The sequence below is a fragment of the Azonexus sp. MM2026_4 genome (assembly GCF_055901855.1).
In genome coordinates, this window is sequence record NZ_CM148380.1 from 3,911,987 (window position 1) to 3,935,608 (window position 23,622).

The 23,622-nt window shown below is 65.9% G+C and carries 20 protein-coding genes; 15 read left to right on the forward strand and 5 right to left on the reverse strand.

Annotated elements, in window-relative coordinates; genetic code table 11:
- Window positions 1-2: 2 nt before the first annotated feature.
- Together leuS and AC0KWY_RS18490 are read right to left on the reverse strand one after the other, a co-directional pair.
- Window positions 3-2,612, reverse strand: a complete 2,610-nt coding sequence (gene leuS, locus AC0KWY_RS18485) for a leucine--tRNA ligase (RefSeq protein WP_474026946.1) — start codon at window positions 2,610-2,612, stop codon at window positions 3-5.
- A gap of 173 nt (window positions 2,613-2,785) precedes the next feature.
- On the reverse strand, window positions 2,786-3,136 hold the full coding sequence (locus AC0KWY_RS18490) for a hypothetical protein (protein WP_474026947.1): 351 nt from the start codon (window positions 3,134-3,136) through the stop codon (window positions 2,786-2,788).
- Between the two features lie 243 nt (window positions 3,137-3,379).
- Here AC0KWY_RS18490 and AC0KWY_RS18495 point away from each other — a divergent pair, with 243 nt between their 5' ends.
- From AC0KWY_RS18495 to ampD, 7 genes are all read left to right on the forward strand, one after another.
- Window positions 3,380-5,518 carry a UvrD-helicase domain-containing protein gene (locus tag AC0KWY_RS18495; RefSeq protein WP_474026948.1) on the forward strand — a complete coding sequence of 713 codons (2,139 nt, stop codon included), beginning with the start codon at window positions 3,380-3,382 and terminating at the stop codon, window positions 5,516-5,518.
- 89 nt (window positions 5,519-5,607) lie between these two features.
- Window positions 5,608-6,936 carry a TAXI family TRAP transporter solute-binding subunit gene (locus tag AC0KWY_RS18500; protein WP_474026949.1) on the forward strand — a complete coding sequence of 443 codons (1,329 nt, stop codon included), beginning with the start codon at window positions 5,608-5,610 and terminating at the stop codon, window positions 6,934-6,936.
- Window positions 6,933-7,571, forward strand: a complete 639-nt coding sequence (locus AC0KWY_RS18505; protein WP_474026950.1) for a nucleotide-binding protein — start codon at window positions 6,933-6,935, stop codon at window positions 7,569-7,571. Before AC0KWY_RS18500 ends, AC0KWY_RS18505 begins: the two co-directional genes overlap by 4 nt.
- Window position 7,572: 1 nt before the next feature.
- Window positions 7,573-7,800, forward strand: a complete 228-nt coding sequence (locus AC0KWY_RS18510) for a PP0621 family protein (protein WP_474026951.1) — start codon at window positions 7,573-7,575, stop codon at window positions 7,798-7,800.
- A 1-nt stretch (window position 7,801) separates the two neighbouring features.
- Window positions 7,802-9,409: a two-component system sensor histidine kinase NtrB gene (locus AC0KWY_RS18515; RefSeq protein ID WP_474026953.1), complete on the forward strand. Its 1,608-nt coding sequence runs from the start codon at window positions 7,802-7,804 to the stop codon at window positions 9,407-9,409.
- Window positions 9,367-10,719, forward strand: a complete 1,353-nt coding sequence (locus AC0KWY_RS18520; RefSeq protein WP_474026954.1) for a sigma-54-dependent transcriptional regulator — start codon at window positions 9,367-9,369, stop codon at window positions 10,717-10,719. The genes AC0KWY_RS18515 and AC0KWY_RS18520 overlap by 43 nt, the downstream gene beginning before the upstream one ends.
- Window positions 10,716-11,282, forward strand: coding sequence for a 1,6-anhydro-N-acetylmuramyl-L-alanine amidase AmpD (gene ampD / locus AC0KWY_RS18525; RefSeq protein WP_474026955.1), 567 nt, complete (start codon window positions 10,716-10,718; stop codon window positions 11,280-11,282). The genes AC0KWY_RS18520 and ampD overlap by 4 nt, the downstream gene beginning before the upstream one ends.
- Here ampD and AC0KWY_RS18530 read toward each other — a convergent pair.
- Both AC0KWY_RS18530 and AC0KWY_RS18535 read right to left on the reverse strand, forming a co-directional pair.
- Entirely contained in the window at window positions 11,259-12,419 is a 1,161-nt protein-coding gene (locus tag AC0KWY_RS18530) for a pyridoxal phosphate-dependent aminotransferase (protein WP_474026956.1), read from the reverse strand. The genes ampD and AC0KWY_RS18530 overlap by 24 nt on opposite strands.
- Before the next feature lie 182 nt (window positions 12,420-12,601).
- On the reverse strand, window positions 12,602-14,446 hold the full coding sequence (locus AC0KWY_RS18535) for a phosphoenolpyruvate carboxykinase (GTP) (protein WP_474026957.1): 1,845 nt from the start codon (window positions 14,444-14,446) through the stop codon (window positions 12,602-12,604).
- A 244-nt stretch (window positions 14,447-14,690) separates the two neighbouring features.
- On the opposite strand from AC0KWY_RS18535, the gene AC0KWY_RS18540 reads away from it, so the two are divergent.
- Together AC0KWY_RS18540 and pbpG are read left to right on the forward strand one after the other, a co-directional pair.
- Window positions 14,691-16,970, forward strand: a complete 2,280-nt coding sequence (locus AC0KWY_RS18540; protein ID WP_474026958.1) for an NADP-dependent malic enzyme — start codon at window positions 14,691-14,693, stop codon at window positions 16,968-16,970.
- A gap of 102 nt (window positions 16,971-17,072) precedes the next feature.
- Entirely contained in the window at window positions 17,073-18,002 is a 930-nt protein-coding gene (gene pbpG, locus AC0KWY_RS18545; RefSeq protein ID WP_474026959.1) for a D-alanyl-D-alanine endopeptidase, read from the forward strand.
- 44 nt (window positions 18,003-18,046) lie between these two features.
- Here pbpG and AC0KWY_RS18550 read toward each other — a convergent pair whose 3' ends face one another.
- Window positions 18,047-18,775, reverse strand: a complete 729-nt coding sequence (locus tag AC0KWY_RS18550) for an IclR family transcriptional regulator (protein WP_474029754.1) — start codon at window positions 18,773-18,775, stop codon at window positions 18,047-18,049.
- A gap of 130 nt (window positions 18,776-18,905) precedes the next feature.
- Here AC0KWY_RS18550 and AC0KWY_RS18555 point away from each other — a divergent pair, with 130 nt between their 5' ends.
- The 6 genes from AC0KWY_RS18555 to AC0KWY_RS18580 are packed head-to-tail and all read left to right on the forward strand — an operon-like array spanning window position 18,906 to window position 23,619.
- A complete protein-coding gene (locus AC0KWY_RS18555) occupies window positions 18,906-19,637 on the forward strand; it encodes a (Fe-S)-binding protein (protein WP_474026960.1) in 732 nt (243 codons plus the stop codon).
- Window positions 19,634-21,106 carry a lactate utilization protein B gene (locus AC0KWY_RS18560; RefSeq protein WP_474026961.1) on the forward strand — a complete coding sequence of 491 codons (1,473 nt, stop codon included), beginning with the start codon at window positions 19,634-19,636 and terminating at the stop codon, window positions 21,104-21,106. The genes AC0KWY_RS18555 and AC0KWY_RS18560 overlap by 4 nt, the downstream gene beginning before the upstream one ends.
- Before the next feature lie 2 nt (window positions 21,107-21,108).
- Window positions 21,109-21,804, forward strand: a complete 696-nt coding sequence (locus AC0KWY_RS18565; protein WP_474026962.1) for an aldehyde dehydrogenase family protein — start codon at window positions 21,109-21,111, stop codon at window positions 21,802-21,804.
- On the forward strand, window positions 21,804-22,760 hold the full coding sequence (locus AC0KWY_RS18570; RefSeq protein WP_474026963.1) for a D-2-hydroxyacid dehydrogenase: 957 nt from the start codon (window positions 21,804-21,806) through the stop codon (window positions 22,758-22,760). Before AC0KWY_RS18565 ends, AC0KWY_RS18570 begins: the two co-directional genes overlap by 1 nt.
- The gene (locus tag AC0KWY_RS18575) at window positions 22,757-23,407 is read left to right on the forward strand and encodes a LutC/YkgG family protein (protein WP_474026964.1); all 651 of its coding nucleotides are present in this window, start codon (window positions 22,757-22,759) and stop codon (window positions 23,405-23,407) included. The genes AC0KWY_RS18570 and AC0KWY_RS18575 overlap by 4 nt, the downstream gene beginning before the upstream one ends.
- The gene (locus tag AC0KWY_RS18580) at window positions 23,404-23,619 is read left to right on the forward strand and encodes an RNA-binding S4 domain-containing protein (protein WP_474026965.1); all 216 of its coding nucleotides are present in this window, start codon (window positions 23,404-23,406) and stop codon (window positions 23,617-23,619) included. Before AC0KWY_RS18575 ends, AC0KWY_RS18580 begins: the two co-directional genes overlap by 4 nt.
- The last annotated feature ends 3 nt before the right edge of the window (window positions 23,620-23,622 follow it).

Here is a 23,622-nt window from a genome sequence, read left to right on the forward strand (position 1 = left end):
CCTCAAGCGACGATGTTGACCAGGCGGCCGGGGACGACGATGACCTTCTTCGCCGGCTTGCCTTCCATGAATTTGACGGCGCCCTCGCAAGCCAGCGCGGCGGCTTCGATGCTCGCCTTGTCGGCTTCCGCGGCGACGCGGATGGAACCGCGCAGCTTGCCGTTGACCTGCACCATCAGCTCGATCTCGTCCTGCTTTAGCGCGGCCGGGTCGGCCTTCGGGAAGGCGGCGAGGCCGGCGTCGGCACCCGGCTTCAGTTCGGCGTAGAGCGCCTGGCCGATGTGCGGGACGATGGGGAAGAGCAGCAGCACGGCGCTTTCCAGGACTTCCTGGGCGAGCGCGCGGCCGGCAGCGTCGGCGAGATCGCACTTGTCGTAGGCGTTGAGCAGCTCCATGACGGCGGCGATGGCGGTGTTGAACTGCTTGCGCCGGCCGTAGTCGTCGGCGACCTTGCCCATGGTCTGGTGCAGCTTGCGCCGCAGGTCGGCCTGCGCGGAAGAGAGGCCGTCGTTGCCGGTGCAGGCGGCGACGAGGCCGGTTTGCACGTGCTCGTAAGTCGTTTTCCACAAACGGCGCAGGAAGCGGTAGGCGCCTTCGACGCCGGCGTCGGACCATTCCAGCGACTGATCGGGCGGCGAGGCGAACATGATGAACAGACGCGCCGTGTCGGCGCCGTATTGGTCGATCAGTGCTTGCGGATCGACGCCGTTGTTCTTCGACTTCGACATCTTTTCGGTGCCGCCGATGACTACCGGCAGGCCGTCGGCCTTCAGCGTGGCGCCGGTCGGGCGACCGCGCTCGTCGGTGACGACGTCCACGTCGGCCGGGTTGATCCACTGCTTCTTGCCGCCATCAAGATCGCGGTAGAAGGTCGGCGCAACGACCATGCCCTGCGTCAGCAGGTTGGCGAACGGTTCGCCGAGGTCGCCGATCAGGCCGACATCGCGCATCAGCTTGGTGAAGAAGCGCGAATACAGCAAATGCAGGATGGCGTGCTCGATACCGCCGATGTACTGGTCGATGCCGCCCTTGCACCAGTAGGCGACGCGCTCGTCGACCATCGCCGTGGTGTTGTCCGGGCAGGCGTAGCGCAGGAAGTACCAGGACGACTCGAAGAAGGTATCCATGGTGTCGGTTTCGCGGCGGGCGTCGCCGCCGCACTTCGGACACTTGCACTCGTAGAACTCGGGCATCCTGGCGAGCGGCGAGCCGGCGCCGGTAATCTCGACGTTTTCGGGCAGCACGACGGGCAGTTGCGCGTCCGGCACCGGCACGTCGCCACAGGTCTTGCAGTGGATGATCGGGATCGGGCAGCCCCAGTAGCGCTGGCGGGAAATGCCCCAGTCGCGCAGGCGGAACTGGACTTTCTTGTCGCCGAGGTCCTTGGCGGCGAGGTCGGCAGCGATGGTGTCGACGGCGGCTTCATAGCCGAGACCGTCGTATTTGCCGGAATTGACCAGCTTGCCCTTGACCTTGTCGGCGTAGGACTCGGCCCAGGCCTGGTCGCTGAAGGATTCACCTTCGACGGCAACGACCTGCTTGATCGGCAAGTTGTACTTCAGCGCAAACGCGAAATCGCGTTCGTCGTGCGCCGGCACGGCCATCACGGCACCGTCGCCATAGCTCATCAGCACGTAGTTGCCGACCCAGACTTCGACCTGTTCGCCGGTCAGCGGATGGGTGACGAAAATGCCGGTCGGCAGGCCCTTCTTTTCCATCGTCGCAATGTCGGCTTCGGCAACGCCGCCCTTCTTGCATTCCTCGATGAAATTGGCCAGTTCCGGGTTGCCCGCCGCAGCGCGCTGCGCCAGCGGATGCTCGGCGGCTACGGCGACGAAGGTGACGCCCATGATGGTGTCGGCGCGGGTGGTGAAGACCCACAGCTTTTCGTCCGGGTTATCCGCCAGCGGGAAGGCGAAACGTACGCCCGTGCTCTTGCCGATCCAGTTCTTCTGCATCAGGCGGACCTGTTCCGGCCAGCCCGGCAGGTTGTCGAGTTCGGCGAGCAGCTCTTCGGCGTAGGCGGTGATCTTCATGTAGTACATCGGGATCTCGCGCTTCTCGATGAGCGCGCCGGAACGCCAGCCGCGACCGTCGATGACCTGTTCGTTGGCGAGCACGGTGTGATCGACCGGGTCCCAGTTCACGGTGCCGAGCTTCTTGTACACCAGGCCCTTTTCATAGAGGCGGGTGAACAGCCATTGTTCCCAGCGGTAGTACTCGGGGGTGCAGGTGGCGAATTCGCGCTGCCAGTCGATGGCGTAACCCAGCGACTTGAGCTGCGAACGCATGTAATCGATGTTCGAGTAGGTCCACCCGGCCGGCGCGACATTGTTCTGCATGGCCGCGTTTTCCGCCGGCATGCCGAAGGCGTCCCAGCCCATCGGCTGCAGCACGTTGTAGCCCTGCATCTTGTGGAAGCGCGAGAGCACGTCGCCGATCGTGTAGTTGCGCACATGACCCATGTGCAGTTTCCCGGACGGATACGGGAACATCGACAGGCAGTAGTACTTGGGTTTGCTGTTGTCCTCGACGGCGCGGGCGGCGCCGGTTTCGTCCCAGTGTTGCTGGGCGGCGCGTTCGAGGTCGGCCGGGGTGTATTTTTCCTGCATGGGCTTTGCGTGCTGAATGAGCGTCGATCAAACCGCGAATTATAGCGGTTGCCAGCCCCGGTAACGGCGCCGCTTTTCAGCAATTCCCGCGCGCAGGTCCCGGCCGGGGCGGGGCGGTTCCCCGTCACGCCGCCGGCGGGCGGCGCGACGGGCCGAACGTCAGCGACGTCCGGTCAGGCGGCTTTTTTTTGGCCGACCAGGTCGTTCCAGGTGTTCTGCCAGAACTGGTAGGTGTTTTGCGCGGCCATCAGCGACAGCAGCGACATCCGCGTCTGGTGGCGCCAGACCCAGCCCAGTTGCGGGGCGGCGGCAAGCTTGCCGGTGGCCAGGGCGCCGGCTTCGTCTTCGACGATGGCCAGGAAGCGCTCGATGGCCAGGCCGGAGAACTCGGCGCCGGACGATTGACCGGTCAGGGTTTCGGCTTCGCCGACGGCGCGACGCCACAGCTTGAGCGCCAGTTCTTCACTGATGCCGGCCCGCTTGGCAATCCAGGGGAGGATTTTCGGTGATTGCATGTTGTTCATTTGCTGCTCCTTGTCGGTCACGGTGGTGACCCCATTCCATTCGACTGCCTCGTGGGCAAATAGTTTTGTGCACTGCAATATATTTGCCGCCAGTATACTTTTGACACACCGGCCGGCATGTAACAAATTGTCCGGTTTGTGTTGCTGCGTTGCACAATTACAACAAATTGGTTTGACCACTTGTCCAATAAACTGCGGCCGGCATTGTACACTGTCCGCCTCTCTCTGTGATCCCCCGACGCCATGTCCGACCTGCTCGCCAACCTCAATCCTCCCCAACTGCAGGCCGTGACGCTGCCGCCGGTGCATGCGCTGATCCTGGCCGGCGCCGGCAGCGGCAAGACGCGGGTGCTGACGACGCGCATCGCCTGGCTGATCTCGACCGGCCAGGTCGGGCCGCATGGGGTGATGGCGGTGACCTTCACCAACAAGGCAGCCAAGGAAATGAGCGCGCGCCTGTCGGCGCTGGTGCCGATCAATGTGCGCGGGATGTGGATCGGCACCTTCCACGGCCTGTGCAACCGGCTGCTGCGCGCGCACTACCGCGAGGCCGGCCTGCCGCAGACCTTCCAGATCCTCGATTCGGCCGACCAACTGGCGATGGTCAAGCGCCTCCTGAAGAACCTCAACATCGACGACGAGAAGTACCCGCCGCGCGAGCTCTGTCATTTCATCAACGCGCACAAGGAGCAGGGCGTGCGTGCCGGTCAGGCCGAGGTGTACGACCACTACACGCAGAAGCGCGTCGAGATTTATGCCGAGTACGAAACCCAGTGCAACCGCGAGGGCGTCTGCGACTTCGCCGAGCTGCTGCTGCGCTGCTTCGAGTTGCTGCAGCGCAACGAGCCCTTGCGCACGCATTACCAGCAGCGTTTCCGGCAGATCCTGGTCGATGAGTTCCAGGATACCAACAAGCTGCAGTACGCCTGGCTGCAACTGCTGGCCGGCGGCGGCGCCAAACTCTTCGCGGTCGGCGACGACGATCAGTCGATCTACCGCTTCCGCGGCGCCGAGGTCGGCAACATGCGCGACTTCGAGCGCGACTACTGCGCCGACAACATCATCCGCCTCGAGCAGAACTACCGTTCGCACGGCAACATCCTGGCTGCCGCCAACGCCATCATCAAGCACAACCGCGAGCGCCTGGGCAAAAACCTGTGGACCGACGCCGGCGACGGCGAGCCGATCCGCGCCTTCGAAGCCTATTCGGACATCGACGAGGCGCGCTTCATCGTCGACGAGATCCGCGAACTGGTGCGCGACGGCGTGCCGGCGACACAGTGCGCCATCCTTTACCGTTCGAACGCCCAGTCGCGCGTGCTCGAACACGAGTTGTTCACCAAGGGCGTGCCCTACAAGGTCTATGGCGGCCTGCGCTTCTTCGAGCGCCAGGAAGTCAAGCACGCGCTCGCCTACCTGCGCCTGCTCGGCAATCCCGACGACGATACGGCGTTTCTGCGCGTCGTGAACTTCCCGACCCGCGGCATCGGTGCCCGTTCGCTGGAAAACCTGCAGGCCGCCGCGCACCAGATGAACTCCAGCCTCTACAACGCCGCCGCTTCGCTGACCGGCAAGGCCGGCCAGAGCGTCGGCGCCTTCATCCGGTTGGTCGAGACGCTGCGCCAGGAATGCGAAAAACTGCCGCTGCCCGAGATCATCGAGCACGTCGTCGAGAAGTCCGGCCTCGCCCAGCATTACCGGCTGGAGAAGGAAGGCCAGGAGCGGCTGGAGAACCTCGACGAACTGATCAACGCCGCCGCCAGCTTCGTGGACGATGAAGGGGCGGTGGGCGAAGGCGGCGCGCTCGCCTCCTTCCTCGCCCACGCCTCGCTCGAATCCGGCGAACACCAGGCCGGCGAAGGCCAGGAAGCGGTCCAGTTGATGTCGGTGCACGCGGCGAAGGGACTGGAGTTCGACGTCGTCTTCATCAGCGGCCTGGAACAGGGACTGTTCCCGCACGAGAACGCAGTCAACGAGGGGCGCGACGGCCTGGAGGAGGAGCGTCGGCTGATGTACGTCGCGGTCACCCGCGCCCGCCAGCGGCTTTACCTGTCCTGCGCGCAGACCCGCATGCTGCACGGGCAGACGCGCTATTGCACGGCTTCGTCCTTCTTCGACGAGATCCCGGAAGAACTGCTGTTCAAGCTCAACAAGAAGGCCTCGGCACCGGCGCCGACCTGGGGCGGCTACGCCGCCGCCAGCAGCGCGCCGGTGGCCGGTGGTTTGCGTATCGGGCAGAACGTCGAACATCCGAAGTTCGGTTTGGGCGTCATCGTCGCCAGCGATGGGCGCGGCGCCGATGCTCGGGTGCAGGTCAACTTCGGTGGCGGTGTCGGGATGAAATGGCTGGCGCTCGAATACGCCAAACTGACGCCGGTATGACGTCGTCAGCACCGGTTGCGCGGTAGATCGCAAGGGCTGGCGGTGATACCCTCGCACTCTTGACGACGACAGGGTTTGCCCGACCACGCATGATGGCGAAAATCAAGGCTGGACTTATCTCGCTGCGCGACCTGTTCGCGACGGCCTGGTGGATCTTTTTGATCGCCGGCATCGGTTTCGTCATCGCCTTCCAGTTCGTCGAGCCGGCGCCGCCGCACCACGTGGTGATGACCAGCGGCAGCGAGAGTGGCGCCTACTACCAGTTCGCCAGGCGCTACGCGGCGATCCTGGCGCGCTCAGGGATCACGCTCGAAGTGCGTTCCTCGGAAGGCTCGGTGCAGAATCTCGAACGGCTCAAGAGTGGCGAAGCGCAGATCGGGTTTGTTCAGGGTGGCGTCATCGAACCGATCGACGAAAGCCGGATCGACGAGGAGCCGGAAACCTGGGGCCTGCTGTCGCTGGGCAGCATGTTCTACGAGCCGGTCTGGGTCTTCTACCAGGGCGAAACCATTGAGCGCCTGAGCGAATTGCGCGGCAAGCGCATCGCCATCGGCCAGGAAGGCTCCGGCATCCGGCAACTGGCGCAGCGCCTGCTGGAAGACAACGATGTCGATTTCCGCCAGAACGCGTTGCCGATCTCCGGCCTCGCCGCCGCCGAAGAGCTGCAGCAGGGGCGCATCGACGCCGCCTTCATCATTGCCGCCGAGCACGCGCCGGTGGTTCAGGTGCTGCTGCGTTCGCCGGGTGTCAAGCTGATGAATTTCTCGCAGTCCTTCGCCTACGAGCGGCGTTATCCCTTCCTGACCCGGCTCACCATGCCGCAGGGGGTGGCCGACCTGGTCCTCGACATCCCGCCGGTCGATACCCGGGTGCTGGCGCCGACCGCCAGCCTGGTGGTGCGCGACGACCTGCATCCGGCGCTGCAGAACCTGCTGCTGCAGGCGGCGCGGCAGATCCACGGCAAGCCCGGCTTCTTCCAGACGGCCAACGAGTTTCCGGCCTACATGGACGGCATGCTGCCGCTGTCGTCGGAGGCCGAGCGCTTCTTCAAGTCCGGCCCGCCCTTCCTGCAGCGCTATCTACCGTTCTGGCTGGCGGTCCTGGTCGACCGGCTGATCGTCCTGCTGGTGCCGGTGATCGCCCTGCTCATCCCGCTGCTGCGGGTGGCGCCGGCGCTCTATAGCTGGCGGGTCCGCTCCAAGGTGTTCCGTTGCTACGGCGAGCTGAAGTTCCTCGAGGACGACCTGAAGAACCACTACGATCCGGCGCGACTGGCGGAATATCGCAGCCGCCTCGACGCGCTCGACGAAGAAGCGGCCGAGTTGCGCGTGCCGCTCGGTTTCACCGACCTGGTCTACACGCTGCGCGAGCACGTCAACCTGGTGCGCAGCATCCTCGACAAGAAGGAGCGTGAATGAAGGGTTTCCTCGTCGCCAATCCCAAAGGCGGTTCCGGCAAGAGCACGCTGGCCACCAACCTCGCCGGCTATTTCGCCAGCCGCGGCCACGACGTCATGCTCGGCGACATCGACCGCCAGCAGTCGGCGCGCGAATGGTTGGCGACGCGCCCCTTCGCATTGCCGACGATCGAGACCTGGGAGATCGGTCCGGACCGTATCGCCCGGCCGCCCAAGGGCACCTCGCACGTCGTCCTCGATACCCCGGCCGGCCTGCACGGCAAGCAGCTCGACAAGGTGTTGAAGCTGTCAACGCGGGTGATCGTGCCGGTCCAGCCGTCGCTGTTCGACATGCGGGCGACCCGCCATTTCCTGGAAGCCCTGCTCGACGAAAAAGCGGTGCGCAAGGGCAAGGCCGACGTCGCCGTGATCGGCATGCGGGTCGATGGCCGGACGCGTGCCGCTGCCGAACTGGAACGCTTCTTCGCCGGCTTCAACCTGCCGGTGCTGGCTTATCTGCGCGACACCCAGGTCTATGTCCAGGCCGCCGCCGCCGGCCTGACCCTGTTCGACCTGCCGCGTTCGCGCGCCGAGCGCGACCTGGAGCAGTGGCAGGCGATCATCGACTGGGTCGAAAAGCCGGGCCAGACCGGCTGAGATGCTGAAATACCTGCTGCTCCTCGCGCTTGGCGCAATTCTCTGGTGGCACTGGCGCAAGGGCCGGGATGCCGCCGTGCCGCCGCCGGATGCGCCGCCACCGGTCGAGCGCATGGTGCGCTGCGCCCACTGCGGCGTGCATTTGCCGGAAAGCGATGCCGTCGCCGAAGGCGGCCGCCACTACTGCAACGCGGCACATCGCGACGCCGCCCGGCGCGCCGGGGGCTGACGTGCAGGGCTGGCTGAACGATACCTGGGAGCCGAACTGGCGCTCCTTCCAGTATTTCGTCCTCTACCGCCTGTTGCTCGGCAGCCTGGCGCTGCTGGCGCTGCTTTTCCCCGGCGACTGGAACCTGCGCCTCAACATGCTGCCGTCGCTCCTGACCTTCACGCTGGTCGGCGCGCATCTGCTGTGCACGGCGGTCGGTCTCGTGTTGGCGCGTTTCTGGCAGCAGCATTTCAACTTTCAGCTTTCCTTCCAGGTCGTCGTCGATATCGTCGTCCTCGCCGCGCTGATGTTCATTGCCGGCGGCGTCAGCAGCGGCTTCGGGCTGATCCTGCTGATTTCCCTGGCGGCGGCGAGCCTGGTCGGCCAGGGGCGGCTGGTCCTGCTCTACGCGGCGCTGGCGACCTTGGCGGCACTGCTGTCGCAGGCGCTGGGGGTTTTGCTGAGCGGTTTCGACCAGAGCGGCCTGGTCCAGGCCGGCTTCATCTCGGCCGGCTATTTCGCGACGGCGATCCTCGCCCGCCTGCTCGGCCAGCGCGTGATGGTCAACGAAGACCTCGCCCGTCGGCGCGGCATCGCGCTCAACAACCAGATTCGCATCAACCAGCGCGTTGTCGAGCGGATGCAGGACGGCGTGCTGATCGTCACCCGCGATGGCGAGATTGTCCGCCACAACCCGATGGCGGTGCGTCTGCTCGGTCTGCCGGCAAGCGGCGGCAATCTGGCGGTGCACGCGCCGACCCTGGGGGCGGCGCTCGGCCACTGGTTGGCCGGCAACAGCAACGACAGCGTTTTGCTCTCCGGGGCCGGCAACGCCGAACTGGGGGCGCGTTTCGAATCGACCGCCAGTTCCGACGGCGAGGTGCTGGTCTTCATCGAGGATGTCGGCCGCATCAAGGAGCAGGCCAAGCAGCTCAAGCTGGCGGCGCTCGGCCGGCTGACGGCGAGCATCGCCCATGAAATCCGCAATCCGCTGTCGGCGATCAGCCATGCCTCGGAACTGTTGCGCGAGGAGCGGCGCGGCGACCTCTACGAGCGCCTGCTGCGCATCATCGGCGACAATACCGCGCGCCTGGACCGCATCGTCGGCGACGTGCTCGAACTCGGTCGGCAGAAGCAGGCGCAGGTCGAAGTGATCTCGCTGCGCGAATTCCTCGGCAATTTCGCGGTCGACCTGCTGGGCAACGAAAACCTGCCGCCGACCACCATCGCCCTTGAGGTGCCGGCCGGGCTTGTCATCTGCTTCGACCGCTCGCACCTGCACCAGGTGTTGTGGAACCTGGTCGGCAATGCGCTGCGCCATTCGACGCGCGGCACGGCGGCGGTGCGCGTCCGGGCAGTTCCCGCCCTCGGCCAGGGCTGGGTAGAATTGCACGTCATCGACGATGGTCCCGGCGTACCGGCCGAATTGCGCGACCAGGTGTTCGAACCCTTTTTCACCACCCATACCCTGGGTACCGGCCTCGGCCTGTTCATCGCCCGCGAGCTGTGCGTCGCCAACGGCGGCGCGCTGACCCTGAAGGCCGATGCCGGCGGTGGCCATTTCATTGTTTCCGGGAGGAGTGATTCGTGTCCGTTACCCGTAGCGAGCGGCGCCCGCGCGGCGAGTTGAACCGTGTCCTCGTCGTCGACGACGAGGCCGACATCCGCGAACTGATCGACCTGACCCTGGCCCGCATGGGCCTGGCGGCGGAGTGCGCCGGTTCGGTCGGCGAAGCGAAGGCGGCGCTGGCGGCCGGCGATTTCCAGTTATGCCTGACTGACATGCGCCTGCCCGACGGTGCCGGGCTGGAAATCGTCCGTTACATCGCCGAGAACCACCCGCGCCTGCCGGTCGCCGTGATCACCGCCTGGGGCAGCGCCGAGAACGCGGTCGCCGCGCTCAAGGCCGGCGCCTTCGACTACCTGTCGAAGCCGGTCGGCCTGGAACAGTTGCGGGCGCTGATCCGTTCCGCCTTGCGTCTGCCCGGCAACGGCGCCGAGAACGACGCGCTGCGTGCGCTGACCGGCGAGTCGGCGAGCATGCAGCAGGTGCGGGCGATGATCGAGAAAATGGCGCGCAGCCAGGCGCCGATCTACATCTCCGGCGAGTCCGGCTCCGGCAAGGAACTGGCGGCGCGCCTGATCCACGCCCGCAGCGCGCGCAGCGCCGGGCCCTTCGTCCCGGTCAACTGCGGGGCGATCCCCGAGAACCTGATGGAGAGCGAGTTCTTCGGCTATCGCAAGGGCGCCTTCACCGGCGCCGACAGCGACCGCGACGGCTTCTTCCAGGCCGCCAGCGGCGGCACGCTGTTCCTCGACGAGGTCGCCGACCTGCCGCTGGCGATGCAGGTCAAGCTGCTGCGGGCGATCCAGGAAAAACGCGTGCGCAAGGTCGGCTGCGTCACCGAAGAGCCGGTCGACCTGCGCATCATCTGCGCCACCCACCGCAACCTGCGCGAGCGGGTCGATCAGGGCAGCTTCCGCCAGGATCTCTATTACCGGTTGAACGTCATCGAACTGCGCATGCCGCCCTTGCGCGAGCGCATGGAAGACATCGCGCCGCTGGTCGACAGCATCCTGAGCAAGCTGTGCGGCGAGGCACATCCCAGTCTGTCGCCGGCGGCGATCAAGGCGTTGCAGTTGTACTCCTTCCCCGGCAACGTGCGCGAGCTGGAGAACATCCTCGAACGGGCGACCGCGCTCTGCGCCGGCGAGCTGATCGAGCCCGACGACCTCCACCTCGAGCCCGAGGAGGGGGCCGGCAGCGATCTCCAGGGGCGCGGCAGCGAGACGCTCGACGACTACCTCAACCGCCTCGAACGCCAGGCCATCCTGGAAGCGCTGCAGAAGACCGAGGGCAACCGGACGGCGGCGGCGCGCCTGCTCGGCGTCACCTTCCGTTCGCTGCGCTACCGGCTGGAACGGCTGGGTATCGAATGACCTGGCTGGCGGATGGCTGGCTGGACACGGCCGAGCGGCGGGAGTCGCCGAATTTCGGCGAGCGCCCGGCCGGCGCCGCGGTTGCGCTGGTGGTCGTGCATAACATCAGCCTGCCGCCCGGCGAGTTCGGCGGCGACTGGGTCGAGGACTTTTTCCTCAATCGGCTCGATGCGACGGCGCACCCGTATTTCGCCGAAATTGCCGGGTTGCAGGTGTCGGCGCATTTCTACGTCAGGCGCGACGGCCGCGTCGTCCAGTTCGTCGGCTGCGACCGGCGCGCCTGGCACGCCGGCCGGTCGAACTGGTGCGGGCGCGACAACTGCAACGACTACTCGGTCGGCATCGAACTCGAGGGCTGCGACGAGCTGCCGTTCACCGACGCCCAGTACGCGGCCTTGTGGCCCTTGCTCGACGCCTTTCGCCAGCGTTATCCGATTACTGCCGTCGCCGGTCACAGCGACATCGCGCCGGGGCGCAAGAGCGACCCCGGACCGCATTTCGACTGGGCGGCGCTGGCCGCCCGTTACCCCGACCTCGACCTACCGCCCGAAGTGGCGGCGTAGGCGCTCGACCGCTTCGGCCAGCCGGTCGACGCCGGTGGTGTAGGCGAAGCGGATGTATTTTTCCGGCGCGTTGGCGCCGAAATCCAGCCCCGGCGTCGCGGCGACACCGGCGTCTTCGAGCAACTCGCGGGCCAGTGCGAAGCTGTCGGCGGCCACCGCCGAGCAGTCGCAGTACAGGTAGAAGGCGCCTTCCGGGCGGGCGACGATGGCGAGCCCGATCGCCTCCAGTGCCGGTGCCAGGAAGTCGCGGCGGCGGCGGAACTCGGCCCGGCGTTCCTCGAGGATGGCGATGGTTTCCGGCCGGAAGGCGGCGAGCGCCGCGTACTGCGCCGGCGTTGACGGACAGAGGACGAGGTTCTGCGCCAGCTTCTCGACGTCGCGCACGAAGGCTTCCGGAATCACCATCCAGCCCAGCCGCCAGCCGGTCATCTGGAAATACTTGGAGAAGCTGTTGATCACCCAGATGTCGTCGCCGGCGGCGCAGGCGGTCGGCGCGTCGGTCTCGTAGGTGAGGCCGTGGTAGATCTCGTCGACCAGGAAGTGGCCGGCGCGGGCGCGGCAGACCTCGGCCAGCGCGGCGATCTCCGGCAGCGTCAGCAGGGTGCCGGTCGGGTTGGCCGGCGAGGCGACGAGGAGGCCGGCCGTGTTTTCGTTCCAGGCCGTGGCGACTTGCGCCGGCGTCGGCTGGAAGTTGCTCTGCGGGCCGACCGGGATGGCGACCGGGCGGCCTTCGTAGGTGCGCAGGATGTGCCGGTTGCACGGGTAACCGGGATCGGCGAGCAGCCATTCGCGGCCGGGATCGGCGAGGCAGGCGAAGGCCAGGTTGAGCGCGCCGGAGGCGCCGTTGGTGACGGCGATGCGCGCGGCCGGCACGGCGACGCCGTAGCGCTGGCGGTAGAAGTCGCTGATCGCCTGGCGCAACTCGGGCAGCCCGAGTGCCTGCGTGTACAACGTTTTTCCACCGTTCAGTGCGGCGATGGCGGCATCGACGATCGGCGCCGGCGTCGCGAAATCCGGCTCGCCGACTTCCATATGGATGATGTCGCGGCCCGCCGCTTCAAGCTCGCGGGCACGGGTCAGCAGTTCGACGACGTGGAAGGGAGCGATGTCGGCGAGACGGGCGGCGGAATGGGGCATGGCGGTCTCCAAAGAGAAAGGCCACCTGGGCGGTGGCCTTGTCTGTCTGTTCAGTGTTGAATAAAGCGCTTGCAGGCCGTAGCGAGCGCCTCAAGGCCGGTGTGAGAAGCACAGCCGTACTTGCGTACGGTGAGCATCGCAGCGCCGGGATTGAGGTGCGCAGTAGGCAGGCAAGCGTTTTATCAGGCGGCGTCCTTGAAGATGCCCATCTCGAACAGTTCGCGCTTCAACACCAGTTCGCGCGGCATCTTCTCGCCCATCTTGTCGAACCATTCCTTGTGGCCGGCCAGTTCGGCCTTCCAGGCGTCGGCGTCGATCGTGGTCAGGGCTTCGAAGTCGTCGCGCTTGATGTCGAGACCGGTCCAGTCGATGTCCTCGAACTTCGGCATCCAGCCGAGCACGGTTTCCTTGGCGGCGACCTTGCCCTTGCAGCGGTCGACGATCCACTTCAGGACGCGCATGTTGTCGCCGAAGCCCGGCCACATGAAGTTGCCGTCCTGGTCCATACGGAACCAGTTGACGCAGAAGATCTTCGGCGTCGCATCAACGGCCTTGCCCATGCGCAGCCAGTGGTTGAAGTAATCGCCCATGTGGTAGCCGCAGAAGGGCAGCATGGCGAACGGGTCGCGACGCACAACGCCTTGCTGGCCGAAGGCGGCAGCGGTGGTTTCGGAACCGAGGGTGGCGGCCATGTAGACGCCGTAGTTCCAGTTGAAGGCCTGGTAGACCAGCGGCACGGTGGTGGCGCGGCGGCCGCCGAAAATGAAGGCGGAGATCGGCACGCCGGCGGGGTCTTCCCAGGCGGCATCGACCGACGGGCACTGGTTGGCCGGGGCGGTGAAGCGCGAGTTGGCATGCGCAGCCTTGCGGCCGTTCTTGCCGTCTTCCGGCGTCCAGTCCTTGCCCTGCCAGTCGATCAGATGATCCGGGGCTTGCTTGGTCAGGCCTTCCCACCACACGTCGCCATCGTCGGTCAGCGCGACGTTGGTGAAGATGATGTTCTCTTTCAGGGTGGCCAGCGCGTTGTAGTTGGTCTTCTCGCTGGTGCCCGGGGCGACGCCGAAGAAGCCGGCTTCCGGGTTGATGGCGTAGAAGCGGGTGACGCCGTCGGCATCGACGCGCGGCTTGATCCAGGCGATGTCGTCGCCGATGGTGGTGATCTTCCAGCCGTCCAGGGTCTTCGGCGGGATCAGCATGGCGAAGTTGGTCTTGCCGCAGGCCGACGGGAAGGCGGCGGCGACGTAGGTCTTTTCACCTTCCGGCGACTCGACGCCGAGGATCAGCATGTGTTCGGCCAGCCAGCCCTGTTCGCGCGCCATGTTGGAGGCGATGCGCAGCGCGAAGCACTTCTTGCCGAGCAGGGCGTTGCCGCCGTAGCCGGAACCGTAGGACCAGATTTCGCGGGTTTCCGGGTAATGCACGATGTACTTGACGGTCGGGTTGCACGGCCACTTGGCATCCTGCTGGCCCGGTTCGAGCGGGGCGCCGACGGAGTGGATGCAGGGGACGAATTCGCCGTCGCTGCCGAGCACGTCGAAAACGGCCTTGCCCATGCGGGTCATCGTGCGCATGTTGGTGGCGACGTAGGCCGAGTCGGTGATCTCGAAACCGATGTGGGCGATCGGCGAACCGAGCGGGCCCATCGAGAAGGGGATGACGTACATCGTGCGGCCCTTCATGCAGCCCTTGAACAGGCCGTTCAGGGTTTCGCGCATCTTGGCCGGTTCTTCCCAGTTGTTGGTCGGGCCGGCGTCTTCCTTCTTTTCGGAACAGATGTAGGTGCGGTCTTCGACGCGGGCGACGTCGGATGGATCGGAGAAGGCGAGGTAGGAATTCGGGCGCTTGGCTTCGTTCAGTTTGATGAAGGTGCCCGCTGCAACCATTTCCGCGCACAGACGGTCGTATTCTTCCTGCGAGCCGTCACACCAGTGGATCTGGTCGGGTTGTGTCAGTTCGGCAATCTCGGCAACCCACTTCTTGAGGGCTTCGTGTTTGACGTATTCCGGTGCGTTCAGCGCTGCGGTCATGGCGGTGTCTCTCTAATAAGTTACTGAAATAACTGATTTTCACGCCAGTCGCCGGGTGCTGCCACCAAGACATCTGCGCGGCGAGAGGCCGTCGGCTGGGAAGCCCGTAATTATGCCTCAGGCAGGGGGAAATATCTACTTGACTTTGCTGACTAGGTGATGTCCGAAATATCGTTGTCAAGTGTTGTATGTTATAATTTTCCGCATCTCAAAAATCATTTTCACAATATAAAACGGAGGCGACATGGATCCCAGGCAATTGCGCGAAGCCGCGCTGTTCTATCACCGTAGTCCGAAACCCGGCAAGATCGCCGTCACGCCAATCAAGCAACTGACCAACCAGTACGATCTGTCGATGGCCTATTCGCCGGGCGTGGCTTACGCCTGCGAAGAAATCGTTGCTGATCCGCGTGAGGCCAGCACGCTGACCTCGCGCGCCAACCTGGTCGGTGTCATCACCAACGGTACCGCCGTCCTCGGCCTCGGGCCGATCGGCCCGCTCGCCGCCAAGCCGGTCATGGAAGGCAAGGGTGTGCTGTTCAAGAAATTCGCCAATATCGATGTCTTCGATCTCGAGATCGAAGAGCGCGATCCGGACAAGCTGATCGACACCATTGCCTCGCTGGAGCCGACCTTCGGCGGCATCAACCTCGAAGACATCAAGGCGCCCGAGTGCTTCTACATCGAGAAGAAGCTGCGCGAGCGGATGAAGATTCCGGTTTTCCATGACGATCAGCACGGTACGGCGATTGTCGTCGGCGCTGCCATCCTCAATGGCCTGCACCTGATCGGCAAGGACATGTCCAAGGTCAAGATCGTCACCTCCGGCGCCGGTGCCGCGGCGCTCGCCTGTCTCGACCTGCTGGTCATGCTCGGCGCGCCGGTGGAGAACATCTGGGTCACCGACATCAAGGGCCTGGTCTACGAAGGCCGGGTCGAGGAAATGGACGAGATCAAGGCGCGCTATGCGAAGCGGACCGATGCCCGGACGCTGGGCGAAGTCATTGCCGATGCCGATGTCTTCCTCGGCCTTTCCGCTGGCGGCGTGCTGAAGTCGGAAATGGTGGCGAAGATGGCGGCGCAGCCGCTGATCATGGCGCTCGCCAACCCGACGCCGGAAATCCTGCCGGAGCAGGTCAAGGCGGTGCGCGACGACGCGATCATCTGCACCGGCCGCTCGGACTACCCGAACCAGGTCAACAACGTCCTCTGCTTCCCCTTCATCTTCCGCGGTGCGCTCGACGTCGGCGCGACGACGATCACCGAGGAAATGAAGATGGCGGCGGTGAAAGCCATCGCCGAACTGGCCCGCGCCGAGCAGTCGGAAGTCGTCGCTTCCGCCTACGGCGAGAAGATTTCCGGCTTCGGTCCTGAATATCTGATTCCCAAGCCCTTCGACCATCGCCTGATCGTCAAGATTGCGCCGGCGGTGGCGCAGGCAGGGATGGATTCGGGCGTCGCGACGCGGCCGATCGAGGATTGGGATGCCTACCTGCAGGGGCTGAACGAATTCGTCTACCACTCCGGCCTGATCATGAAGCCGGTGTTCTCGCAGGCCCGCCTGGCGCCCAAACGCATCGTCTTCGCCGAGGGCGAGGACGAGCGCGTGCTGCGCGCGGTGCAGGTGGTGCGCGACGAAGGCATTGCCTGGCCGATCCTGATCGGTCGGCACGCCGAGATCAACCGCCGGATCGAAGCGGCCGGCCTGCGCATCCGCGAAGGCGAGGATTTCGAAGTCATCCACGCAGACAACAGTGCTTTCTTCGACGAGCATTACGAGGAGTTCTGGACCACCTATCACCGGATCATGGAGCGCAAGGGGGTGTCGCCCGATTACGCGCGCCGCGAGGTGCGTCGCCGCAATACGCTGTACGGCGCGTTGATGGTCCGTCTCGGTTACGCCGACGGCCTGATCTGCGGTACCTTCGGCCGTCACGAGACGCATCGCGAATACGTGCAGAGCGTCATCGGCACGCGTGCCGAGCATGACCGCTATTACGCGATGAACCTGCTGCTGCTGCCGGGGCGGACGGTCTTCATTGCCGACACCTACGTCAATTACGACCCGAGCGCCGAACAACTGGTCGACATGACGCTGATGGCGGCCGAGGAAATCCGCAACTTCGGCATCGTGCCCAAGGTCGCGCTGCTCTCGCATTCCACCTTCGGTACCGAGAACACGCCGACTGCGGTCAAGATGCGCGAGGTGCTGGCCGAACTCAACCGGCGCGCGCCGGAGCTTGAGGTCGAAGGCGAAATGCACGGCGACGCGGCGCTCGACGAGAAGATCCGCCAGACCGCCTTCCCGAATTCCCGGCTCAAGGGGCAGGCCAACCTGTTGGTGATGCCGACCCTGGACGCGGCGAACATCTCGTTCAATCTGCTCAAGGTGGCAGCCGGCGACAACCTGACCGTCGGGCCGATCCTGCTCGGTGCGGCGAAGCCGGTCAACATCCTGACGCCGACGGCGACGGTGCGCCGCATCGTCAACATGACGGCGCTGACTGTTGTTGACGCTTCCTGAGTAACTGCCTGAATATACAGAGCTATCTCGCTGCTTTGATTGTAATTTTGGATTTGGATCATAAACTCGGATAAAATCGGCGCTTGCTTCGGGAGTGCCTCCATGCGTCGAAAATTACTTGTCCTGCTTGCGTCCTTTTCCCTGATCGTCGGCGTGTCGCCGGTCGAGGCGGCGAAACGGGAGACGACAACCAAGAAGGCGGTGCCGCACAAAACGGCTAAGAAGACGCAGAAGAAGTTGGTGGCGGCGCGCAGCACGAAACCGGTGAAGCGTGTCGCCCTCAACGAGGACCCGGCGCAGCTGGCGATCCGTTCGTCGGCGGCGCTGGTCATCGATCAGGGCAGCAATCGCGTGGTGATCGAGAAGCAGCCGGACGCCGTGCTGCCGATCGCCTCGATTTCCAAGCTGATGACGGCGATGGTCGTGCTCGATGCCGGCCTCGACATGCACGAGGTGATCAGCATCGGCGCCGAGGATATCGACGACCTGAAGGGGACGCGTTCGCGCCTGCCGGTGGGGACGACGATGACCCGGGAGACGGCGATGCTGCTGGCGCTGATGTCTTCCGAGAACCGGGCGGCGCACGCCCTTGGTCGTCATTACCCCGGTGGTCTGCGCGCTTTCGTCGATGCGATGAACCGCAAGTCGCGCGCCCTCGGCATGTTCGACACCCGTTTCGAGGAACCGACCGGTTTGTCGAGCAACAACGTTTCCACCGCCCACGATCTGGCGCGCATGGTGACGGCGGCGGTTCGTTATCCGCAGATCCGCATGTTCTCGACGACCGCCGAGGCCAAGGTCGAGCTGAACGGCCGCATCCAGCAATTCGGCAATACCAACTCGCTGGTGCGTAGCGACAACTGGCAGATCGGCCTGTCGAAGACCGGTTACATCTCGGAAGCTGGCCGTTGTCTGGTGATGCAGGCCTGGGTCGCCGGCAAGCCGGTGGTCATCGTCCTGCTCGATTCGCAAGGCAAGGCAACCCGGGTTGGCGACGCCAACCGGATCAAGCGCTGGATGGAAAGCGCCTGAGTTTCCTGTTCCGGATGCAGCAAGGCGGCCGTTGGCCGCCTTTTTTATTGGCGCGGCTTGATGTAACCGAGGGCGCGCGAGACCTCGTCGGCGGTCTCCTTGACCTGCCGGCCCCATTCCGGGTCGTGGCGGTCGGCCGGAGCCGACACCGAGAGGGCGGCGACGACATTGCCTTCGTCATCGTGGATCGGCGCCGCGACGCATTTCAGCCCGAGTTCGGCTTCCTCGTCGTCGTAGGCGATGCCGTGCCGGCGCACCTTGTCCAGTTCCTTTTCAAGGGCGGCCAGGGTGGTCAGCGAATGTGGTGTCTTGCCCGGTAGGGCGGTACGGCGGGCGTAATCGCGAACTTTCTGGGCGCTTTCGGCGGCCAGGAAGAGCTTGCCGAGCGAGGTCAGGTGCAGGGGCGCGCGACCACCGACCAAGTAGACGACGCGAACCAGCGAGCGGCCGGACGAGGTGCGTTCCAGATAAACGATATCGTCGTCGTGGCGGGCGCCCAGGTTGATCGCCTCGCCGATCTTTTCATGCAGGGTTTGCATGAAGGGCAGGGCGACTTCGCGCAGGTTGATGCGCGACTTGACGATATTACCGAGTTCGAGCAACCGGATGCCGAGGCGGTAGTTGCCGGCGTCCTGGCGTTCGACGAAGCGGGCGTTGCACATCGCGGCGAGGATGCGATGGGCCGTCGATGGGTGCAGTTCGGTGACAGCGGCCAGGTGTTTCAGACTGGCGGCGTCCGGGGCTTCGGCGAGCGCGTCGAGCAAGGACATCATGCGCTCGATGACCTGGATCGAACCAGGCGTCCGGGTGGCGCCGTCGGCAACTTCTGACAACTGGATTCCTTTATTCGCGGGGTTTGAGTAGCATTGGCCACTTTGCCTTGTGGTGCGGCGCAATATTAACATGCGGATCGCCTTATACGTTACCTGCCTGGTGGACCTGATGCGTCCGGCGGTGGGCTTTGCTGCCTTGCGCCTGCTTGAAGCAACCGGCAACGACGTCGTCGTGCCGCCGGCCCAGACCTGCTGCGGCCAACCCGCCTGGAGTGCCGGCAACCGGCCGCTGGCGATGGAGCTGGCACGCAAGGCGATTGCCGAGCTGGAAAGTTACGATGTCGTCGTCGTGCCTTCGGGTTCCTGCGCCGAGCAGATCAAGTCGGTGTATCCCAAGTTGTTCGTTGACGATGCCGTCTGGGGACCACGCGCCCGCGAATTGGCCGGGCGCACCGAAGAGCTCAGCGTCTTCCTGGCCGGCCTCGGCGAGACCTGTCAGCCGCCCGGCGAGTTCGCCGGCAGCGTCACCTATCACGATTCCTGCAAGGGCCTGCGCGGTCTCGGCATCAAGGCGCAGCCGCGCGCCCTGCTCGGCCGCGTGCGCGGGCTGAGCCTGAAGGAAATGGCCGACTGCGAGGAATGCTGCGGTTTTGGCGGCGCCTTCGCCGAGAACTACGCCGACGTCTCGGCGCGCATCGTCGACCGCAAGTGCGAGTCGATTGCCGCTGCCGGCGCCGATGCGGTGGTCGGCGGCGATCTCGGCTGCCTGCTCAACATCGAGGGTCGGCTGCGCCGACGCGGCGACCAGACGACGCGGGTGCTGCACCTGGCCGAAGTTCTGGCCGGCGAGGGCGAGCCGTGAGCGCTCAGCCGAACACCCGGACCCAGGCCAACGCCACGCACTCGCAGGCGATGCATTTCACCGCCCGCGCCGCCGACAAGGTGCGCAATCCGGTGCTGCAGCAAGCGCTGCAGAAGGCCAAGCCGCTGTTTTCCGGCAAGCGCGCCAAGGCCATGGCGGCGCTGCCCGACGACGGCCTCGAATTCGAAGCCTTGCGCGAGGCCTGTGCCGGCATCCGCGACCGGGCGCTGAACGACCTCGACGTGTGGCTGGAAATCTTCGAGGAAAACGCCCGCGCGCGCGGTGCCGAAGTATTGTGGGCGCGCGACGGCAGCGAAATCTGCGATCTGGTGATCGACGTCGCCCGTCGCTACGATGTGAAGAAGGTCACCAAGTCGAAGTCGATGCTGTCCGAAGAGGCGCAGCTCAACGACGCGCTCGCCGCCGCCGGCATCGAGCCGGTCGAGACCGACCTCGGCGAATACATCATCCAGCTTGCCGGCGAGGCGCCGTCGCACATCATCGCGCCGGCGGTGCACAAGACCTTGCAGGAAGTCGAGGCGCTGTTCGCCGAGAAGCACGGACGGCCGCTCGAAGCGCGGACTTCCGCCGACATCCCGGCGCTGGCCAAGGAGGCGCGTGGCGTGCTGCGCCAGCACTTCCTGTCGGCCGACATGGGCATCTCCGGCGCCAATTTCCTGATCGCCGAGACCGGTACTGCGGCCTTGGTCACCAACGAAGGCAACGGCCGCATGGTGACGACGCTGCCGCGCGTCCATGTGGTGATCACCGGCATCGAGAAGGTGGTGCCGACGCTGCAGGATTTCGCCACGCTGATGCGCCTGCTGCCGCGTTCGGCGACCGGCCAGACGATCTCCAACTACGTCTCGCTGCTGACCGGCACGCGCGCCGACGACGAAAGCGAAGGGCCGACCAAGACCGTCTTCATCCTGGTCGACAATGGCCGCGCCGATGTCGTCGGTTCGCATTACCAGGACATCCTGCGCTGCATCCGCTGCGGCGCCTGCATGAACCACTGCCCGGTCTATTTCTCACTCGGCGGCCACGCCTACGGCTGGGTCTATCCCGGGCCGATGGGCTCGGTGCTGACGCCGCTCTACACCGGCATCGAGAACGCGCTCGACTTGCCGCACGCGTCGACCGGCTGTCGCCAGTGTTCGAGCGTCTGTCCGGTGCGCATTCCGCTGCCCGAGCTGATGCACGGCCTGCGCCAGGAACAGTGGCGGCGCGGCCTGCGCCCCTGGGGCGAACGCCTGGGGCTACGCGCCTGGGCCTGGGTCGCCGGCCGGCCGGCGCTGTACCGGGCGCTGACCCGGATCGCCGCCCGCTACCTGAACTGGCTGGCCGACGGCGCGGGGCGCATTCGCATCTTCGGTTTCGCCCCCGGCTGGACGAGGGCGCGCGATCTGCCGGTGGCGGCTGGCGGCAAGACCTTTTTCGAACAATACGCAGCAAGAAAGCGAGACTGACAATGGAATTCGTACCCGAAGGCTCGATGGCCATTCCCCTCTGGATCAACGGCCGCCCTTACCTGACGGTGGGCGACAGCTTCTTCGACGTGGTCAATCCGGCGACCGGGCAGGCCCGTCACCGGGTGCCGATGTGCGGCGCCGAGGAAGCGGCCGAGGCGGTGGCGGCGGCGCGCGACGCGCAAGCCGCCTGGGCGGGGCTCGGCCTGGCCGGGCGCCAGGAATGCCTGACTCGCCTCGCCGACGGCCTGGACAAGTACGCCGGTCATTTCGCCAAGCTGCTGGTGCAGGAGAGCGCCGTTCCGGAAGCGCAGGCAGCGACCGAAGTGGCGGCGGCGGTTGCCGCGTTGCGTGAGGCTAGCGTTGGCGAAACCGGCGTCGCCGCGCTGGTCGTCGCCGCCGGCCAGCCGCTGGCGGGCCTGGCGGCAGCAGCGGCGCCCGCCTTGCTGGCGGGAGCGACGCTGGTCGTCAAACCGAGCCCGCAAGCGCCGGCGGCTGCCTTTGCCCTGTGCGAACTGGCAACGCGCAGCGACTGGCCGGCCGGGGTGCTCAACCTGGTGCATGGTGACGGGCCGGCGATCGAAGGCCTGTGCGCGGCCGGCGTCGATTGCCTGATCTACAGCGGTGACGCTGCGCTTGGCGCCAAGGTTGGCGAGCTGGCGGCGACGCACGGCACGCCTTTCGTCAGCGCGCTTTGATGCAGCGCATCGTCCATCTCGACCGGGCATCGGTGGTCGCCGACTTCCGCCGGCCGGCCTTCGCCCACGACTGGATCGACTACCCGCAGACCGCACCGCAGCAGGTCGTCGAACGCCTGCGCGGCGCCAGCATCGCCATCGTCAACAAGGTGCCGCTGCCGGCTGCCGTGATCGACGCGCTGCCCGAGCTGCGGATGATCGCGGTTGCCGCCACCGGCACCAACATCGTCCACCTCGACGCCTGTCGGCGGCGCGGCATCGTCGTCAGCAACATCCGCGGCTACGCCCAACATACCGTGCCCGAGCATGTCTTCGCGCTGCTGCTGGCGCTGTCGCGCAACCTCTTCGCCTGGCGCGCGACAATCCAGGCCGGCGCCTGGCAGGCCGCCGAGCAGTTCTGCCTGTTCGACCACCCGATCCGCGACCTGCACGGCGCGACGCTCGGCGTCATCGGCGCCGGCAGCCTTGGCAACGGTGTCGTCCGCCTCGGCGAAGCCTTCGGCATGCGCGTGCTGCGTGCCGAACGCAAGGATGCCGCCAGGGTGCGCCCCGGCTACACCGCTTTCGCCGAGGTACTGGCGGCGGCCGACGCGATCAGCCTGCATTGCCCGCTCAGCGACGCCACCCGCCACCTGATCGGCGAGGCCGAACTGCGGGCGATGAAACCCTCGGCGCTGCTGATCAACACGGCGCGCGGCGGCATCGTCGACGAGGCGGCGCTGCTCCGCGCCCTGCGCGAAGGCTGGATCGCCGGCGCCGGCTTCGACGTGCTGAGCGTCGAGCCGCCGCCGGACGATCAGCCACTGCTCGATCCGGCCTTGCTGGCGCAACCCAATTTCCTGCTGACGCCGCATGTCGCGTGGTCGAGCCGGCCGGCGATGCAGATGTTGGCCGACCAGTTGGTGGATAACCTCGAAGCCTTCGTCGCCGGCGCGCCAAGGAATGTCGTGACATGAGCGCGCGCGACGAGATCCTCGCCCGCGTCCGCGCCGGGCTTGCCAAAGGCGATGCCGGCGCGCGCCGCGCTGCCGCCCTGGCCTACCTGCAGGCGGCGTCGCCGGGGCCGCAGCCGACGCTGCGCGGCGACCTGGTGGCGCGCTTTTGCGACAAGGCGGGCAGTTTGGCGAGCACGGTCGAGCGGGTTGTTGACTATGCTGCGGTGCCGGCGCGCGTTGCCGCCTACCTGGCGGTACAGAATCTGCCGGCGCGGGCGGTGACCGCGCTCGACGTCGCCGGCCTCGACTGGGCCGCCGCCGGCATTGCCTGCCACAGCGGCAGCGCGCTGGATGCCGATCCAGTCGGCATCACCGGCTGCTTCTGCGCCATCGCCGAAACCGGCACCTTGCTGTTGCTGTCCGGCCCGGCAACGCCGGCGTCGGTCAGCCTGCTGCCGGAAACCCACATCGCGCTGGTGCCGGCGGCACGGGTGGTGGCGACGATGGAAGATGCCTTCCCGCTGCTGCGCCGCGAGCGCGGGCAGTTGCCGCGGGCGGCCAACTTCGTTTCCGGGCCGTCGCGCACCGGCGACATCGAACAAACCATCGTCCTCGGCGCCCACGGGCCGTGCCGGGTGCACCTGATCATCATCGAGGAAGAATCATGAGTGTCAATTTTGCCGTCCGCGGCGAGCACATCCAGCTCGACCAGTTGCTCAAGGCGACCGGTCTTTGCGAATCGGGCGGCGCCGCGCATGCGGCGATCGCCGATGGGCAGGTTCGCGTCGATGGCGTCGTCGATACCCGCAAGCGGGCCAAGATCCGGCCCGGGCAGCAGGTCGATTTCGCCGGTCAGACGGTTCTCGTCACCGGCGAGTAGCGC